Genomic DNA, 16,675 nt, shown 5'->3' with positions numbered 1-16,675 from the left:
AGTATTAAAGGTTTTGGTTGAACATTTTGCAAAGGTGAACAAACCATTTTTTTAATACTTTCATATTCTTTCAGTGAATTATTTTGTAATTTCTTTAGAATAAATTATATTGTTCAAAGATTTGGAATTACAGATTCTTCTTGTGTATTTTTGACACTAATTTATTTAACCCAGGTTTACTATGAAATTTCTTAATTACGAATTCCTTACCATAGGAGAAGAGAATGAATTTGAAAACATTTATTTGTTTAAAAAAGTAGCCATATCTCCAAAGAATAAAGATTTTTTACGAAGTAAAATTACCATCAAAAATTACTGTATAATGAGTATCCAATCGGGGCAATTTGAATGGAAACTCGATGGTGAAACTTTCAAAATCAGACCCAACGACCTGATTTTGGTGAGCCCTGGTATGGAAATGGAAAAAGATTTTGAGAATGTGGAATTTGGTGGATTTTATAAAATTTCGCTTGATGCAGGATATTATAAAATGAAGGAAAAGAATAAAGAAAATACTGCTATTGATAGCCGTGAAATCCAGACTATTTTTTCCAAATTTGACTTAAAGAAGTTTCTTATTTTCCGAAATCACAAAGAAGCTTTTGAAATTTTTGAAAAACTTGAGGAAGAGTTTTTAAACAAAGAGTTGGGATATTATGCCAGGATCAATGCATTGATTGATGAGCTCATTATTACCATCTACAGAAATACCTTAAAAGAAGAAATTACCATTGACGATAATAGTACTGAGTTCCAAAAACTGACTGTAATGCTTAAAAATAACCTTGCACATCATTGGACAGTAAAAGAAATGGCTGAATTGTCGGGAATGGGAGTCACAAACTTCACAGAGAAACTCAAAAACAATCTTGGTTTCAGTCCGTTTGACTATTTGATTTTTCTTAGAATCAATGAAGCGGCCAGACTTTTGAAAGAGTCGGATTTTAATCTTACCCAAATCGCATTTGACACCGGATTTTATTCGTCCCAGCATTTTTCAAATACTTTCAAGAAAATCATGGGATATCCTCCACGTGATTTCAGGAAAAATGCAGTGGCGTAATATGCTTAATATTGAACAGTATTTCCTGGATTTAAATACTTGGCTATTTTTATTGTGATCATTAAATTTTTTCAATTTTTCTTTGAAAAAATGTAAAGATAGTTGACTCTATTTATTTGAAAGATTCGCACTTTAGGTTGTAATCCGGAATGGATCATAACTTATAAAGTCTCAGATTGTCTTGAGAATTTGAGCTTTTTTATAGCCGGATTTTATTTTAATAGAAAATGATTATTGATTATCATTAACTCTTAATGGCTTTATTTCATTGTTTAACAAGTATTTTACTATCCTTTTTTTGATTGTCCTAAAATCATTATAAATTCGACCATAATCTTTCAAAAAAATGAATAAGTGGGCGATTGGATTTATATTATGTTTTGTTTTTTTAAGTATTCATTTTGTATATGCTCAAAAAAATGATTTAGGATCTGCTGCTCTCGTTATTGAAAGTAATTTTATTAAGATAAAACAAACTAGTGGTTTTTCTGATTTACAAACTGAAAAGAGAGTCACTGAGCATACCAATTTCCGTATGGCTTCAGTTTCCAAACAGTTTACTGCAGCTTGTATCATAATTCTGAAGAACAGTGGCAAATTAAATTATGATGATCACTTGTCTAAATTTTTCCCTGATTTTAAAACTGGAAACAAAATTACTATTAAACACCTTTTGACCCACAGTTCTGGCTTGATAGACTATGAAAACCTGATTCCCGAAAATCAAAAAGAGCAGATTTCCGACGCTGACGTGCTCAATTGGGTTGGGAAGGTGGATTCGCTTTTTTTTGAACCCGGTACCAATTTCAGATATAGCAACGGTGGTTTTTGTATTTTATCAAAAATTGTGGAGAAAGTTTCAGGGCAAACATTTTCAGAGTTCATGGCTGAAAATATCTTTAAGCCCCTTAAAATGAATAATTCTTATTTGTTTGAAAATGGAAGCTCGATGCCCAATCGGGCGATGGGGTATGCAAAAAATGAATCTGGTGAAATCATATTTTCTGACCAGAGCATTACAAGTGCCACCAAAGGTGATGGCTGCGTTTACACCAATCTCGCAGATTACCACAAATGGCTTTCTGCTTTAACCGAAAAACAATTGTTTGAAATTCAAAAAGAAAAGCAGGAAGTTAATTTCAGCATTCCTTCTCAAGCTGGCCTTTCTTATGGTTTGGGTTGGTTTAATATTTTGGGAAAAGAGCTTTATCATACGGGTTCCACTTGTGGTTTCAGCAATGTAGTCTGGTTGACTTTAGATGGTAAAAATGCTGTGGTGTATTTTTCCAATCTTGCAGATAATCACGCACAGGCTTATCCATATTTTACTACATTTAAGCCTTTATTTAACCTTGAAAAAGTGTTGCGGCTCACCAATTGAATTTTTGTGAGAAAAACCTTAACTTTCTGAATCGAACCTTAAATGAAAAATTCAATGGAATCATTTTTCCATCTTAACACCAATGGCAAAGACCAGAATACCTATGATGCCATCGTAATCGGTAGCGGTATAAGCGGTGGCTGGGCAGCAAAGGAACTTTGCGATGCCGGACTAAAAACCCTCGTCCTGGAGCGTGGACGCATGGTGGAACACATTCAGGATTATCCTACAGCCAATCTCAACGCCTGGGAAATGGAACACCGGGGCTGGATTCCCAAAAATCAAAAAGACGAGAATCCGATGATTTCAAAAGCCGCCGGATATGGAGAAGATACCCAACATTTTTTTATCAAAGATGCCGACCATCCCTATGTGCAGGAAAAACCTTTTAATTGGGTTCGGGGCTATCAGGTAGGAGGGAAGTCATTGACTTGGGGCAGGGCATTGCCTCGGTGGGGAGCGGGAGAGTTTTCTTCACCAGCCAGGCTGGGTTATGGTATGGAATGGCCCATCCGTTATGAAGATGTGGCTCCCTGGTACAGTCATGTTGAACGTTTCATTGGAGCTTGTGGGAACAAAGACGGCATCGAAAATATGCCTGATGGTGAATATCTTAAACCTTTTGAATTTAACTGTGCCGAAGCCGGCATGTCGGCCAAAATCGCCCAAAAGTATTCTGACCGTAGAATGATTCACGGGCGTTGGGCACATGTAACCGAGCAACCGGAAAGGTTTGCTGACCAGGGCCGAACATTCTGTCAGGCCAGAAACAAATGTATGCGTGGTTGCCCGTTTGGAGGATATTTCAGCAGCAATGCCTGTACTTTGCCCTGGGCCAATAAGACCCAAAACCTTACCATAAGACCTGATTCAGTCGTTCATAGCATTATTTATGATGAAAAAACACAAAAAGCCTCCGGAGTCAAAATCATTGATGCCAAAACCGGCAAAAGTCAGGAGTTTTATGCAAAAATAATTTTCCTGAATGCCTCAGCCTTAAATAGTAACCTCATTCTGATGAATTCCAAAAGCAGTCGTTTTCCCAATGGCCTGGGTAACGATAGCGGAACATTGGGCAAATATGTAGGTTTCCACAATTATCGCGGCACCATGAATGCCACGCTGGACGGCTACCAGGATAAATATTTCTACGGAGCCAACCCTTCGGAATGTATGATGCCCAATTTCAGAAATGTCAAAAAACAGGATACTGACTTTGTTGGAGGTTATATGTCTTTTATGGGGGCTTACCGTGGACGGGGAGATGAAAGTAAAAGTTTGGTTTCATTTGGCCCCAATTATAAAGAGGTCATGACTGAGCCGGGTCAGTGGGGTTGCTATATCTACATGCAGGGCGAAACCATCCTGAAGGCAAGCAACCGGGTGTATCTGAGTGATACAGAGACCGATCAATGGGGCATTCCGCTTTTGGTTACCAACGTGGCCTATGACGATAATGATGTAAAGATGATGAAAGACTTTCTGGTACAGGGAGCTGAGATGCTGGAATCAGCCGGTGCTAAAAATATTGTTGCTGAAGATCGCGGCTGGCCGCCGGGACTCGATATCCATGAAATGGGAGGATGCAGAATGGGTGCCGACCCGAAAACTTCGATGCTAAACGCCTGGAATCAGATTCATGCTTGTAAAAATGTGTTCGTAACCGACGGTGCCTGTATGACAAGCACCGGTATACAGAGCCCTTCGATATTTTATATGGCCCTTACTGCCCGAGCCGTGAATCATGCAGTTCAAAAATTAAAAAAAGGAGATTTGTAAAATATGAATATTAATCAAAAAACTTTCATCATTACTGGTGCAGCCTCGGGTTTGGGTCTGGCAGTAGCCAAAATGATAATAGAAAATGGAGGAAAGGCCGTGCTACTCGATATCAATGAAGATGCAGGAAAACTGGCGGAAAAGGAATTAAGTGGCAATGCATTTTTTGTAAAAACAGATGTTTCTGATGAAAATTCTGTTCAAAAAGCCATTGATGCCGCCAAAGAAAAGTTTGGGGGAATTTCAGGGGTTATTAACTGTGCGGGTATAGGTCCTGCTCAAAGAGTGGTAGGAAAAAATGGTCCGCATACGCTTGATTTTTTTCAGAAAGTATTAAATGTCAACCTTGTGGGCACTTTTAATATGATAAGGCTGGGGGCAAATCAAATGCAAAACAATGAGCCAGACTCAAATCTCGAAAGAGGAATAATCATAAACACCGCCAGTGTAGCGGCTTTTGACGGCCAGATTGGGCAAGCTGCTTATTCGGCTTCAAAAGGAGGGATTGTTTCCATGACCCTGCCTATTGCAAGAGAGCTCGCCCGCTCAGGCATAAGAGTGATGACCATCGCTCCCGGCATTTTCGAAACTCCGCTGATGTCTTCCTTCTCCAAGGAAATTCAGGATTCGTTGGGGCAGCAGGTACCTTTTCCATCCAGATTAGGAAAACCCGCCGAATTTGCAGCTTTAGTAAAGCATATTATCGAAAATACCTATCTCAACGGTGAAGTAATTAGACTCGACGGAGCCATCAGAATGCAACCAAAATAACCATAAAATAATGAAAATTAATTTGTTACAGAAACTATTTGTTTTATTGTTAATAACTTATAATTCAAATGTTTATGCTCAGAATGCCCCAGTTTTAGAATATTTATGCACAATAAATGTCAAATTAGGCGTACCAATGGTTCCAGGTGATGGACCTCATGGTTTCAGAAGAATCATACCCATTGTAGGAGGAACAGTCGCCGGGGAAAAACTGCAGGGAGAGGTTTTGCCAGGTGGAGCTGACTGGCAGGTCATAAGAAAAGACGGTGCCGCTGAAATATCGGCCGAATATCAGATAAAAACCACAGATGGTGTGATCATTTATTTGAAAAACACCGGTTTGAGGATTGCCAGCCCGGAAGTCGCAGCCCGATTGGGAAAAGGAGAAATGGTAGATCCTAAAGAATATTATTTTAGAATGGTTACCGTTTTCGAAACACCCACAGGAAAATATGACTGGTTAAACAAGTCAGTTTTCATTGCAAACGGCACTAAAAATCCTCAGGATGTGGAGATTAAGATTTTCAAAGTCTTGTAAAAAATTAGGATTTCGAAATTTGATTTTGTTTAAAAATTCGTTTTTTAATTCTAAAATCTAAAAAAATATCTGCAAATTTTATTGTATCATATTGATAAAATAATAATTTTGAGGAAATTAATACCTTAAATAAAATGAAAAGAACCTTCCTTCTAATATTATTGGTTTTGGTCAATACTATTGTTTTTTCCCAAAAAAAATGGATTGAAACCAATCACCAAACTTTCTCACAGATCAAAAATCCCGGAGGAAAAGCTTTAGGATACTCACCTTTCTCTGGAGTAAAAATACTCACTGTCAATGGTTTGGCTTTTAAAGATTTAAATAAAGATGGCAAACTTGATAAATACGAAGACTGGAGGCTAAGTTACGATGTTAGAGCAAAAGATTTGGCTTCGAAACTAAGCATCGAACAAATCGCCGGTTTGATGCTGTATTCTTCCCATCAATCTGTTCCTGCCCGTGCAGGTGGATATTTCGCAGGAACTTATGGCGGAAAACCTTTTGTTCCGGGTGAAACTGACCCAACTGAATTGACCGATCAACAGAAGAAATTTTTGGCAGAAGATGATCTACGACATGTTTTGATTACTACCGTTCAAACTCCTGAAATTGCTGCGACATGGAATAACAAAATGCAGGCTTATTGCGAAAGTGTAGGTCTGGGAATTCCAGCCAACAACAGCTCCGATCCCCGCCACGGAACAAAAGCCAAAGCTGAATATGATGCGGCTGCTGGTGGCGAAATCTCGATGTGGCCGAGTTCTCTGGGCATGGCAGCTACATTTGATCCTGCTATCACTGAGAATTTTGGTAAAATTGCTGCAGAAGAATACCGGGCATTGGGCATTACCACCGCTCTGTCACCACAAGTCGATATTGCTACCGAACCTCGCTGGGGACGTTTCAATGGTACATTTGGAGAAAGTCCTTTGCTTTCAGCCGCCATGGCTCAAGCTTATTGTGATGGTTTTCAATCGGGCAATTGGGGCTTAAAAAGCGTAAATGCTATGGTAAAACACTGGCCGGGCGGAGGTTCTGGAGAAGGTGGTCGTGATGCCCATTACGCCAATGGGAAGTATGCTGTATATCCTGGAAAAAATTTCGATGCACACATGATTCCTTTTATTCAGGGGGCGTTTAAACTTAAAGGACAGACCAAAATGGCCTCAGCCGTGATGCCTTATTACACTATTTCATGGAATCAGGACATAAAAAACCATGAAAATGTGGCTAATAATTACAATAAATACATTATCACGGATTTATTGAGGAAGAAATTTGGTTACGATGGGGTAGTTTGTACCGACTGGTTAGTGGTAGGAGCCCATAAGTCAATGGATTCTTTCCTGGATGGCAAATCATGGGGTGTAGAAAATCTTTCTCTTGTTGAGTTGCATTATAAAGCCTTAATGGCGGGAGTAGATCAGTATGGTGGAAATAATGATGCCAAGCCGGTATTGGAGGCTTACCAAAAAGGGGTTAAAGAAATGGGTGAAGCTGCAATTAGGGCAAGATTTGAGCAATCAGCTGTTAGGCTTTTAAAGAACATTTTCCGTGTGGGAGTATTTGAAAATCCTTACCTTGACCCCACTGAAACCAAATCAATAGTCGGTAAACCAGAATATATGAAGGCAGGCTATGAAGCACAGTTGAAGTCCATCGTAATGCTTAAAAATCAAGAGAATACACTGCCTTTAACTTCGAAAAAAACGGTTTATGTGCCCAAAAGATTTGTTTCAGCCAGTCGTAATTTCCTTGGAATGGAGACACCGGCAACGGAAGATTATCCTGTAAATATGGAGATTGTGAAAAAGTATTTTAATGTAACTGAAAACCCTGATGTGGCTGATTTTGCTATGGTATATATTGAAAACCCTAAAGCCTCAATTGGTTATGATAAAGATGATTTAAAAAATGGAGGAAACGGATACATTCCAATCAGTTTACAATATGGTGATTATACTGCAATCGATGCACGGGAAGTAAGTATTGCCGGTGGAGATCCTCTCGAAAACTTTACCAATAGATCTTACAAAGGTAAAACCGTAAAAACCCCAAACCTCACCGATGCCAATTTGGTTAATGATACCAAAGCAAAAATGAAAAATAAGCCTGTAGTTGTATTAATCAATGCATCCAATCCAATGATTTTTTCTGAAATTGAGAAATCAGCCAGTGCAATTTTACTTGGATTTGGAGTTCAGGATCAGGCTTTTATCGAAATTATTGCAGGAAAGTCGGAGCCTTCAGCCTTGCTTCCGATGCAGATGCCAGCCAACATGAATGCGGTTGAAAAACAATCCGAAGACCTTCCGTATGATATGGAATGCCATAAAGATTCCGATGGAAACCGATATGATTTTGGTTTCGGGATGAATTGGAAAGGTGTAATTAAAGATACGAGGGTAACGAAATTCAAAAAGTGAAATCTAAAAAGAGGCTGATTGAGCCTCTTTTTAGTTTTAAGTTGCTATGTTTCCTTCAATAGCCTTGATTTTACATATTTTAGGCCTTCTATCCATGTTTTTTTTAGTTTAGATTTTTTGGTCCAAGAAAAATATTTTCATTAAAAAAAATAGATGATTTGATTCAATTTTCTCTTTTTTAGGTTATTTACAAACCATGAAAAATTATAGAATAGATAATTTTCATAATTTAAATGGCAAAAGTAAACTTAGGACAAATATTTAATTTCAATCGAAACATTAGAATCAAATTTTTGAGAAGTTATTTAAAAAACAAAAAAAAATATATTTGATTTATAAGAAAAAGGGAAAATAAATCCAGGAAACATAACCCATAAGCCCTCTAGATAGCATTCCAAGGTATTTTATGCCCGAATTATTAAAAAAACTGTTTGGTAATATATTTTTAATATATTTGTTCTATAAATTTAGCTTTTCCTAAAAATGAAAAAAATAGATGCTCCTTTTTTAAAGAAATACCGTTTTTACATTATTTCAGCACTTGTCCTTATTGTATGGTTGACGTTTTTTGACAGATCCAATCTCCTGAAACAATTTGATATGGTGATGGAGTTAAGACAAATGCAAAACCAAAAAGAATTTTTCGAAAAAGAACTTGCCAATGTAAAAAGAGAAGAGGCAGAAGTGCTGGGCAGTACAGCATCTCTTGAAAAATTTGCCAGAGAAAAATATCTGATGAAAAAAGAAGGCGAGACGGTATTTGTGTTGGTTGACGAAAATAATCAGGTTTTTAAGGAGGAAAAATAAAATGAGAAAGGTTCTTTTCGTATGTTTGGGAAATATCTGCCGTAGTCCGGTTGCTGAGGCTACTTTCAATCAATTGGTCATAGAAAAAGGCCTCCAGGATGAGCTCTGGGCTGATTCTGCCGGAATTATGGGCTGGCATATCGGGAAAAAAGCCGATGCCAGATCTATAAAAAATGCCTTGAAACATGGGATAGAAATCACGCATCTGGGTCGAAAACTTGGAAAAGCAGACCTTGACGACTTTGATCATATTGTTGTGATGGATGAGGAGAATTTTGAGAATGTCCATAGTTATTATTATGAACAAAAGGGCGTTCCACCTGCAGCAGAAAAATTGTTTTTAATCAGAGATTTTGACCCGACAGTGCGTGGTGTACACAGTGTTATAGACCCTTATTACGAAGGAGAAAAAGTATTTGAAGAAGTTTTTCAGATATTATGGAGGAGTAATAATGCCTTAATAGACCATTTGGTTGATAAATATGGACTCAATTCAAGGCTCCCTATCGAATAATAGACTTTCAAAAAATGAAGCCCGTCAAGTTTTAAGAAGAATAATTAACTTCGAAATACCAGTTTCTGATTTGATAAATAATTTAGAGTCAGGAAACTATTGGTTACTTTTTAACACATTCTGGATTTTACGAGATTTAAGTCGCGAAGCAAAACAAATAATTTTCCCTTATCAGCAACAGATTTATGATTGTATGATCAAAAACAGTACTGATGAAGGAGTTGTGCGAAACGGAATAAGTATTTTTGAAGATCAGGAAATTTCCGAAAAACTTGAAGATGCCATTTTTGACTTTTGCTTTGAAAAACTTACCAATAACAGTTCAGCAATAGCAATTAAGGCATTTTCAATGACTGTTTGTTATAAGATTGCATTAAAATATCCTGATTTGTTTTCTGAACTTAAAATTGTAATAGAAGATAATATTGATACCCTTGGTCAGGTTTCGCCAGCTATAATTTCAAGGGGCAGGAAAATATTAAAACTTATTGACCGACATTCAAATAGATGGTATCCATAATCCGTACCAGATCTTCATAATCTTTTTCACTTAGGCTATTCCATGATTTTTTTCGGCTTTTGGCAATAATGGCAAATGCCTTTTTGTGTAACTCTTGTCCCTCTTCTGTAAGCTCTAAAAGGAATTTGCGACGGTCGTCGGTGGCCATTTTTCTTTCTATCAGATTTTTTTTTACCAAAATATCTAAAATTCTGGTGATCGTTGGTGCATCTTTGTATGTGATATTACCGAGTTCGTTTTGGCTAATGCCGGGATTGGGCTTAATATGATCCAAAACTACCCATTGATCGACTGTTAAATCAATGTTGGCATCTTGTAGATTTTTTTGCATAAAAGAGCGGATTCGTTTTACTGTGGAATCGACTTTAAAAAAATAGGCTTTTTTGTCGGAATGAGTCATTGGGTTTTCAAGGTAATATCCAAAGTTAAGGCTTATGTTATGAAATTCAAATATTGCTTTGACAAATATTGAAAATAAATAATCATACATCAAAAAATAATATTTACCCTAATATGAAATTTTTAAAAATTCTTTTTAATGTTTTTATTATAAGTATCTTACTTTTCTTTTTGTCTGTAAAAAGAATTGAAAGAAAGGAATTAGAAACCACTCCTCATTTTAAACTTTGGAAAAAACAGATTGAGCTATTTAAGCCGAATTTTGACTCTTCTGCATTTGAAGTTGGGTATGCAAAAACCAATATCACTCCGGCATTGCCCACACCATTGGCAGGCTATGGGAGCAGGCTTGGGAAAGCCTATAAGTCAGTTCATGATTCTGTGTTTGTGAGGGCTGTATCAATTAAAGCCAATAACAAGTTACGTTTTTTTGTTTCAGCTGATTTATTGATAATCGCACCAAATGTGACTGAAAAATTGGCAACCTTGTTGAAAAAAGATGGCATAAAAATGTCAGATGTTCATTTTGCTGCCACACATACGCACAATAGTGTGGGTTCATGGGGCAATTCAATCACCGGACGTGCTTTCGCCGGTGCTTATGATCCGGAAATGGTTGTCTTTTTAAGTCAAAAGATTTTTGAAACCATAAAAAAATCAGAAGAAAACTTTGAACCAGCACTACCATTCTACGGCGAAATCAGGGATACTGTTGATATAAGAAACCGCCTTTTAATCAACGATGGCTGGACAGATCCGGAATTAAGACAAATGGGATTTGAATTGAAATCAGGTAAAAAAGTAAAATTAATTACCTATGGAGCACATTCGACAGTCTTAAATAGTAAAACTTTGGAATTATCAAGGGATTATCCTGGAGTTTTGATTGATAGTGTTGAAAAAACACAGGACTTTGGCATGTTTATGGCGGGTGCTGTGGCCAGTCAGGGACCATATGAAATTGGAAATGATGATTTTGATGAGGTTCTGAATCAGGGCAATGGCGTATTTTCTTTTGCAAAAAAAATTCCGCAACTAAGAATCAATCCTAAGGTTCTGAGTGAATTGTTATTTTTACCATTGCCTGAGCCTTCTGCAAGGATTACTAAAAATTTGGGTCTTCGCCCTTGGCTTTTTAAAATACTGTATGGTGACTATCCGTCTAATGTCAAAATTACCATGATTGACAATACTTTGGTGATAGGTTTGCCCTGTGATTTTTCAGGAGAAATTATGGCAGAATTAGACCAATATGCCACGAAACAAGGAATTAACCTTGTTGTAACAAGCTTTAATGGCTCATATGCAGGCTATGTAACTCATGATCGGCTTTATGACCTGGATTTGTACGAAACCACAATCATGTCCTGGTTTGGTTACCAAAATGGAAAGTATTTTTCGACAGTTGTAAAAGATATCATCGATAAATTAAAAAAGAGACCCAATTGAGTCTCTTTTTTTTTATTCCAATGATTATGTATTACTTTTTATTTGCATCAACAACCGATATGGCGGTCATGTTTACGATTTCACGCACACTAGCACCTAATTGTAAAACTTGTACCGGTTTTTTTAGTCCCAGCATTATTGGTCCTATTTTTTCTAATCCGGCGATTTCTTTCAACAAGTTGTAAGCAATATTGGCTGACGAGAGATTTGGAAAGATCAAAGTATTGGCATGGCCATCAACCAGATCAGAGAACGGATGACTTTCTTTTAATAATTCCATATCAAAAGCAAGGTGAGCCTGCATTTCTCCATCAACAATCATCCCCGGATGTTTGCTTTTTAAGATACCAACCGCTTCCCGTAGTTTCATTGGAGCCGGTCCATTGGGTACTGAGCCAAAATTGGAATAAGTAACCAAAGCAATCCTGGGCTTAATGTTGAATTTCTGAACTTCTTTGCAACATAATTCCGTAATTTCAACAAGGTCATCCACCGTGGGATCAAAATTGATGGTGGCATCTGCCAGGAAAAGCGGACCAAATTTGCTCATTACAATAAACATACTTGATATTTTCTTCACATCATCTGCCGGGCCAATAATTTGAATGGCAGGCTTGATGGTTTCCGGATAGCTTCGGGTTTGTCCAGCTACCATGGTATCAGCCAGGCCTGTTTCTACCATCAAAGAGCCATAATAGCTCCTTCTTGTCACAAAGTTTATGGTATCTGGATAGGTGAGACCTTTCCTTTTTCTTTTATCAAAATAAATTTCCCCATATTCAACCAGTCTTTGTCTTTCAACATCATTAGCAGGTTCTTTAGGGTCAATGACTTCCACATCCCAATCAAATTCAATGTGATTTTCATTCAATAAATTCTGAATTTTTTGTTTGTTACCCAATAAAATTGGAAAAGCAATTTTTTCCTGAATGATTTGTTGAACTGCTTTCAGAACATTGAGATTTTCCGCATCAGCAAAGACCACTTTTTTAGGTGATTTTTTAGCTTTATTGATGATAGCTTTGGTCAGAGTGTTATCAAGGCCTAATCTTTTGGTAAGTTGATTTTCATATTTATCCCAGTCAGTAATAGGGAATTTCGCCACGCCGGTTTCCATAGCTGCTTTTGCAACAGCAGGAGCAACTGCAGTTAACAAACGGGGATCAACCGGCTTTGGAATGATGTAATTTTTGCCAAAAGATAGATTTACCTCGCTATAGGCCATATTAACCATATCAGGCACAGGTTTTCTTGCAAGCTCAGCAAGTGCTTTCACTGCCGCAAGTTTCATTTCTTCATTGATTTCACTTGCTCTTACATCAAGAGCACCTCTAAAAATATAGGGGAATCCCAATACATTATTAACCTGATTAGGGTAATCTGATCTACCAGTGGCAACTATTATGTCTTCACGGGCGTCGATGGCATCGGGATATGAAATTTCCGGAGTAGGATTTGCCAAAGCAAATACGATGCAGTTTGGTGCCATAGTTTTAACCATTTCTTTGGTCAATACATTACCTTTTGACAATCCAACAAATACATCGGCACCATTTATGGCATCAGCAAGGGTAGTTTCCAAAGGCATATTTCTATTGGCAAATTCTGGTTTTCTGCCATCCAGATTGGTTCTGTCAGGGTGAATTAACCCTTTCGAATCAAACATAAAAATATTCTCCTTCTTAGCTCCAAGTGCATTGTAAAGTCGGGTACAAGAAATTGCTGACGCACCAGCTCCATTGATTATGATTTTCGCATTTTCGATTTTCTTTTCCATCAATTCCAATGCATTGAGAAGCGATGCAGCTGAAATAATGGCCGTACCATGTTGATCGTCATGCATCACAGGAATATTGAGCTCTTTTTTAAGCCTTTCTTCGATCTCAAAACAATCAGGAGCTGAGATGTCCTCAAGATTGACACCACCAAAAGTGGGCTCAAGGATTTTTACTGTTCTTATAAATTCCTCTACATTTTTTGTGTCAAGTTCTATATCAAACACATCGATGTCGGCATATATTTTAAAAAGTAAGCCTTTTCCTTCCATTACAGGTTTGCCCGCCATTGCACCAATATCACCTAGTCCCAACACAGCTGTTCCATTGCTAATAACCGCCACCAGATTGCCTTTAGCAGTGTATTTATAAGCATCTTCAGGATTTGCCTGAATCGCCAGACAAGGTTCTGCCACTCCCGGAGAGTAGGCGAGTGAAAGGTCTCTTTGATTGGCGTATTCTTTTGATGGTATTACCTCTATTTTTCCAGGCCTACCTTTAGCATGGTAGTGGAGGGCATCCTCCTTTAGAGTTTTTTCGTTTTTCATTTTTATTTTTAATAGATTATTTCATTACTAAGAAAGCCAAAGGTGACCTTTATATGATAATTATTTCATTTGTTTGAATAGGTCGATATATGATATATTTCAAAAAAATAACTAATTTAAATAAGGTTTTTGTCGTATTCTTATATTTTTTTAAATTTTTCAAGTATATAAAATGTAATATTTTAAAGTTTGGTATTAGAAATTTAATTTTATTCAATTATTTTTCTTTTAACAAAAGAATCTTTCTGTCAAAAACACATCCTACCAATAGGCAATTTTGTCCATTATTATTAATAAATGGAGCCGCCACACTTGATCCAGAGATCTGACTTCCGGCATCCAGGTACAAAATACGCTGAGAATTTATATTATCGGTATTTACTTCAATAATTGCCGAAGGGCTTAGGTTATTTTCTGATTTCCTGTGGTTCATAAAAGCCAGAGTTTTTGGATGGCTGGCGATGATAAGTTTCCCTTCAGCGTTTTTTTCTATGTTATCAGGTGCATATTTCATAGGTGCTTCGGCTACCAATTCCAATGTTTGGTTTGATGCGGCGGGATTGAAAACAAATAATTTCTTTTCCAAAGTGCTGGTAACAAATATTTTAGTGCCATCATCTGAAATGTTAATTCCATTTGGGTAAACAATACTTGAAGAGGCTTTTTTTGCCCTGTTACCATCAAAGAAAACCACATTCCCTGTAGGTATTCTGAAAAAATCATAAAGAAATACTTTCCATCTTGAACGTGAATTATGATCATTGGTTATAAAAAATTGATTTTCTCCCACAGCCAGAATGTCGTTAGGAGATACAAACTCAGAACTGGAATAACGGTTTAAATATTTAAGGCTATCAGCCAAAATTTCAAATTTAAGGATATCGTGTTTCTCTTTTCCATGTGAAATCACGAAAAGGAATTTTCGTTTATCTTTTAGTTCCAGAAACGAAATTCCATGAGGCCTGAATTCTTTTAAGTTAAGTTTTGTGGTAAGGTCTTTAAAAACAATCGAATCCGTTTTTAAGTCAGCCATTAATACTTTACCAAAACTCTCCGGATTCCGCCTGTCATGAGAGCTAAAAAAAGCCAGTTTTGATTTCTGGTCAATAGTAATATCCTCTATACCCGGTTCTGAGATAATTACTGAAGAAGTAAAATCTCCTATTTGGGTGATTTTTTCGAAAATACCATTTACGCTTATAGTTTTATAAGTAAAATATATCAGCCAGCAAATTGCCAGGAAGGCAAAAAGAATTTTTTGTGACTTTTTCATCTGAATATTATATGACAGTTTAAGTTTTTTAAAATTAAAGCGTTGAAAATTAATTTTTTATATTAAAATTATCTTTAAAAATATCTTCAGTTTCGGAGATATGTGTAAAGGCGTAATTCATTTTCTTGATATCCAATTCATTTTCATTTCTCGAAATCCACAAAGTAGCTACTCCGTTTCCTATAAAATTGGTTATCGCACGGGCTTCCGACATAAATCGGTCAACACCAAGCAACAATGCCAAACCTTCGATAGGAATTACTTTTATAGCCGATAGGGTAGAAGCTAATACCACAAAACCGCTTCCTGTTACTCCTGCAGCACCTTTTGAAGTAACCATCAAAATCCCGATGATGGTCAACATTTGTTCAATGGTCAATGTAACTCCATAAACTTGTGCTAAAAAAATGGTAGCCATTGACAAATAAATCGTAGTGCCATCGAGGTTAAATGAATATCCGGCTGGTACAACCAGACCAACAACTGATTTTGAACAGCCCATTCTTTCCAGCTTTTCCATCAGTGATGGCAATGCAGCCTCAGAAGAAGATGTTCCTAATACAATCAGAAGTTCTTCTCTGATATATTTCAAAAAACTCCATATTCTAAGTTTGTAATATTTCAAAATTAAATTTAGAACTATAAAAATAAATAAACCCATTGTGATATATACCGAAAGCATTAGTTTGCCTAATGGAATCAGGGTATGAATTCCGTACTTTCCTATGGTAAATGCCATGCCTCCAAATGCACCCAAAGGTGCCAAAAACATGACAAAATGAAGGGCTTTGAATACGTATTTTGAAATAATGGATAAAATACCAATCGCCCTGGTTTTATGTGTTATTTTACTCAAAACAATACCTGAGACTATTGAGAATAATAAAACCTGAATGGTGAGATTGTCTTTCAGGAATTGCCACCAGCTAAATGTCTTTGATTTACTGGTATATTGGCTTACGTCTGCAACAGAAAGATTTTGGGCGATCACTCCCTCACCCGGCTTGATTACATAGGCAACGATAATTCCAATTACCAGGGCAAAAGTCGTGACCACTTCGAAATATATTAAGGCTTTTCCTCCTACTTTTCCTACTTTTTTCAAGTCGCCCATGCCGCTGATTCCCAACGTGATAGTTAGAAAAATTATAGGATAAATGAATAGTTTGACGATTTCAATAAAATAGGTTCCCAGCCATTTGAATTCAACGGCCTTTTCCGGGTAAATGTGGCCTAAAATTGCCCCAGTCGCAATTGAGGTAAGCACCCAAAATGTAAGGTTTGAAATTAGTTTTTTCATTTTTATTAAATTAAGAAGCTTTTATTTTAAAAACTTCCTGAAAGAATGGCATTAAGGTCAGGTATTAAGAACGCAAGTTAACAGAAGTATTGGGAAAATAGAAAATGGCACAAGAATTTCAGGATTCTT

The 16,675-nt window shown here is 36.9% G+C and carries 14 protein-coding genes; 10 read left to right on the top strand and 4 right to left on the bottom strand.

Annotated features, from left to right (window positions below):
- Positions 1–181 precede the first annotated feature (181 nt).
- The 9 genes from IPP61_20250 (at position 182) to IPP61_20210 (ending at position 9,802) form a co-directional block, all read left to right on the top strand.
- The gene (locus tag IPP61_20250) at positions 182–1,063 is read left to right on the top strand and encodes a helix-turn-helix transcriptional regulator (protein MBL0327459.1); all 882 of its coding nucleotides are present in this window, start codon (positions 182–184) and stop codon (positions 1,061–1,063) included.
- 346 nt (positions 1,064–1,409) lie between these two features.
- Positions 1,410–2,444, top strand: a complete 1,035-nt coding sequence (locus IPP61_20245) for a beta-lactamase family protein (GenBank protein ID MBL0327458.1) — start codon at positions 1,410–1,412, stop codon at positions 2,442–2,444.
- A gap of 54 nt (positions 2,445–2,498) precedes the next feature.
- The gene (locus tag IPP61_20240) at positions 2,499–4,223 is read left to right on the top strand and encodes a GMC family oxidoreductase (GenBank protein ID MBL0327457.1); all 1,725 of its coding nucleotides are present in this window, start codon (positions 2,499–2,501) and stop codon (positions 4,221–4,223) included.
- A gap of 3 nt (positions 4,224–4,226) precedes the next feature.
- The gene (locus tag IPP61_20235) at positions 4,227–4,994 is read left to right on the top strand and encodes a 3-hydroxyacyl-CoA dehydrogenase (GenBank protein ID MBL0327456.1); all 768 of its coding nucleotides are present in this window, start codon (positions 4,227–4,229) and stop codon (positions 4,992–4,994) included.
- 10 nt (positions 4,995–5,004) lie between these two features.
- Complete coding sequence (locus tag IPP61_20230; protein MBL0327455.1) at positions 5,005–5,532, top strand: DUF3237 domain-containing protein; 528 nt, start codon at positions 5,005–5,007, stop codon at positions 5,530–5,532.
- 134 nt (positions 5,533–5,666) lie between these two features.
- On the top strand, positions 5,667–7,961 hold the full coding sequence (locus IPP61_20225) for a glycoside hydrolase family 3 C-terminal domain-containing protein (GenBank protein MBL0327454.1): 2,295 nt from the start codon (positions 5,667–5,669) through the stop codon (positions 7,959–7,961).
- Between the two features lie 483 nt (positions 7,962–8,444).
- The gene (locus IPP61_20220; protein ID MBL0327453.1) at positions 8,445–8,768 is read left to right on the top strand and encodes a septum formation initiator family protein; all 324 of its coding nucleotides are present in this window, start codon (positions 8,445–8,447) and stop codon (positions 8,766–8,768) included.
- A gap of 1 nt (position 8,769) precedes the next feature.
- Positions 8,770–9,282, top strand: coding sequence for a low molecular weight phosphotyrosine protein phosphatase (locus IPP61_20215; protein ID MBL0327452.1), 513 nt, complete (start codon positions 8,770–8,772; stop codon positions 9,280–9,282).
- Positions 9,251–9,802, top strand: a complete 552-nt coding sequence (locus tag IPP61_20210) for a hypothetical protein (protein MBL0327451.1) — start codon at positions 9,251–9,253, stop codon at positions 9,800–9,802. The genes IPP61_20215 and IPP61_20210 overlap by 32 nt, the downstream gene beginning before the upstream one ends.
- Here IPP61_20210 and IPP61_20205 read toward each other — a convergent pair.
- Positions 9,768–10,202 carry a MarR family transcriptional regulator gene (locus tag IPP61_20205; protein ID MBL0327450.1) on the bottom strand — a complete coding sequence of 145 codons (435 nt, stop codon included), beginning with the start codon at positions 10,200–10,202 and terminating at the stop codon, positions 9,768–9,770. The two genes, IPP61_20210 and IPP61_20205, sit on opposite strands and share 35 nt — an antisense overlap.
- Before the next feature lie 113 nt (positions 10,203–10,315).
- Here IPP61_20205 and IPP61_20200 point away from each other — a divergent pair, with 113 nt between their 5' ends.
- Positions 10,316–11,650: a neutral/alkaline non-lysosomal ceramidase N-terminal domain-containing protein gene (locus tag IPP61_20200; protein MBL0327449.1), complete on the top strand. Its 1,335-nt coding sequence runs from the start codon at positions 10,316–10,318 to the stop codon at positions 11,648–11,650.
- A gap of 31 nt (positions 11,651–11,681) precedes the next feature.
- Here IPP61_20200 and IPP61_20195 read toward each other — a convergent pair whose 3' ends face one another.
- The 3 genes from IPP61_20195 to IPP61_20185 form a co-directional block, all read right to left on the bottom strand.
- Positions 11,682–13,973: an NADP-dependent malic enzyme gene (locus tag IPP61_20195; GenBank protein MBL0327448.1), complete on the bottom strand. Its 2,292-nt coding sequence runs from the start codon at positions 13,971–13,973 to the stop codon at positions 11,682–11,684.
- Between the two features lie 217 nt (positions 13,974–14,190).
- On the bottom strand, positions 14,191–15,246 hold the full coding sequence (locus IPP61_20190; GenBank protein MBL0327447.1) for an SMP-30/gluconolactonase/LRE family protein: 1,056 nt from the start codon (positions 15,244–15,246) through the stop codon (positions 14,191–14,193).
- Between the two features lie 49 nt (positions 15,247–15,295).
- Positions 15,296–16,546: a cation:dicarboxylase symporter family transporter gene (locus IPP61_20185; GenBank protein MBL0327446.1), complete on the bottom strand. Its 1,251-nt coding sequence runs from the start codon at positions 16,544–16,546 to the stop codon at positions 15,296–15,298.
- Positions 16,547–16,675: the final 129 nt, after the last annotated feature.

The sequence above is a fragment of the Cytophagaceae bacterium genome, assembly GCA_016722655.1.
Lineage (GTDB): Bacteria > Bacteroidota > Bacteroidia > Cytophagales > Spirosomataceae > Leadbetterella.
This window is presented reverse-complemented; position numbering and strand designations above follow the sequence as displayed.

Coding starts and splice junctions, on each gene's coding strand:
- IPP61_20185 (MBL0327446.1), bottom strand. CDS start 16,546: ATGAAAAAACTAATTTCAAACCTTACATTTTGGGTGCTTACCTCAATT.
- IPP61_20190 (MBL0327447.1), bottom strand. CDS start 15,246: ATGAAAAAGTCACAAAAAATTCTTTTTGCCTTCCTGGCAATTTGCTGG.
- IPP61_20235 (MBL0327456.1), top strand. CDS start 4,227: ATGAATATTAATCAAAAAACTTTCATCATTACTGGTGCAGCCTCGGGT.
- IPP61_20245 (MBL0327458.1), top strand. CDS start 1,410: ATGAATAAGTGGGCGATTGGATTTATATTATGTTTTGTTTTTTTAAGT.
- IPP61_20220 (MBL0327453.1), top strand. CDS start 8,445: ATGAAAAAAATAGATGCTCCTTTTTTAAAGAAATACCGTTTTTACATT.
- IPP61_20230 (MBL0327455.1), top strand. CDS start 5,005: ATGAAAATTAATTTGTTACAGAAACTATTTGTTTTATTGTTAATAACT.
- IPP61_20195 (MBL0327448.1), bottom strand. CDS start 13,973: ATGAAAAACGAAAAAACTCTAAAGGAGGATGCCCTCCACTACCATGCT.
- IPP61_20205 (MBL0327450.1), bottom strand. CDS start 10,202: ATGACTCATTCCGACAAAAAAGCCTATTTTTTTAAAGTCGATTCCACA.
- IPP61_20240 (MBL0327457.1), top strand. CDS start 2,499: ATGGAATCATTTTTCCATCTTAACACCAATGGCAAAGACCAGAATACC.
- IPP61_20225 (MBL0327454.1), top strand. CDS start 5,667: ATGAAAAGAACCTTCCTTCTAATATTATTGGTTTTGGTCAATACTATT.
- IPP61_20210 (MBL0327451.1), top strand. CDS start 9,251: ATGGACTCAATTCAAGGCTCCCTATCGAATAATAGACTTTCAAAAAAT.
- IPP61_20215 (MBL0327452.1), top strand. CDS start 8,770: ATGAGAAAGGTTCTTTTCGTATGTTTGGGAAATATCTGCCGTAGTCCG.
- IPP61_20200 (MBL0327449.1), top strand. CDS start 10,316: ATGAAATTTTTAAAAATTCTTTTTAATGTTTTTATTATAAGTATCTTA.
- IPP61_20250 (MBL0327459.1), top strand. CDS start 182: ATGAAATTTCTTAATTACGAATTCCTTACCATAGGAGAAGAGAATGAA.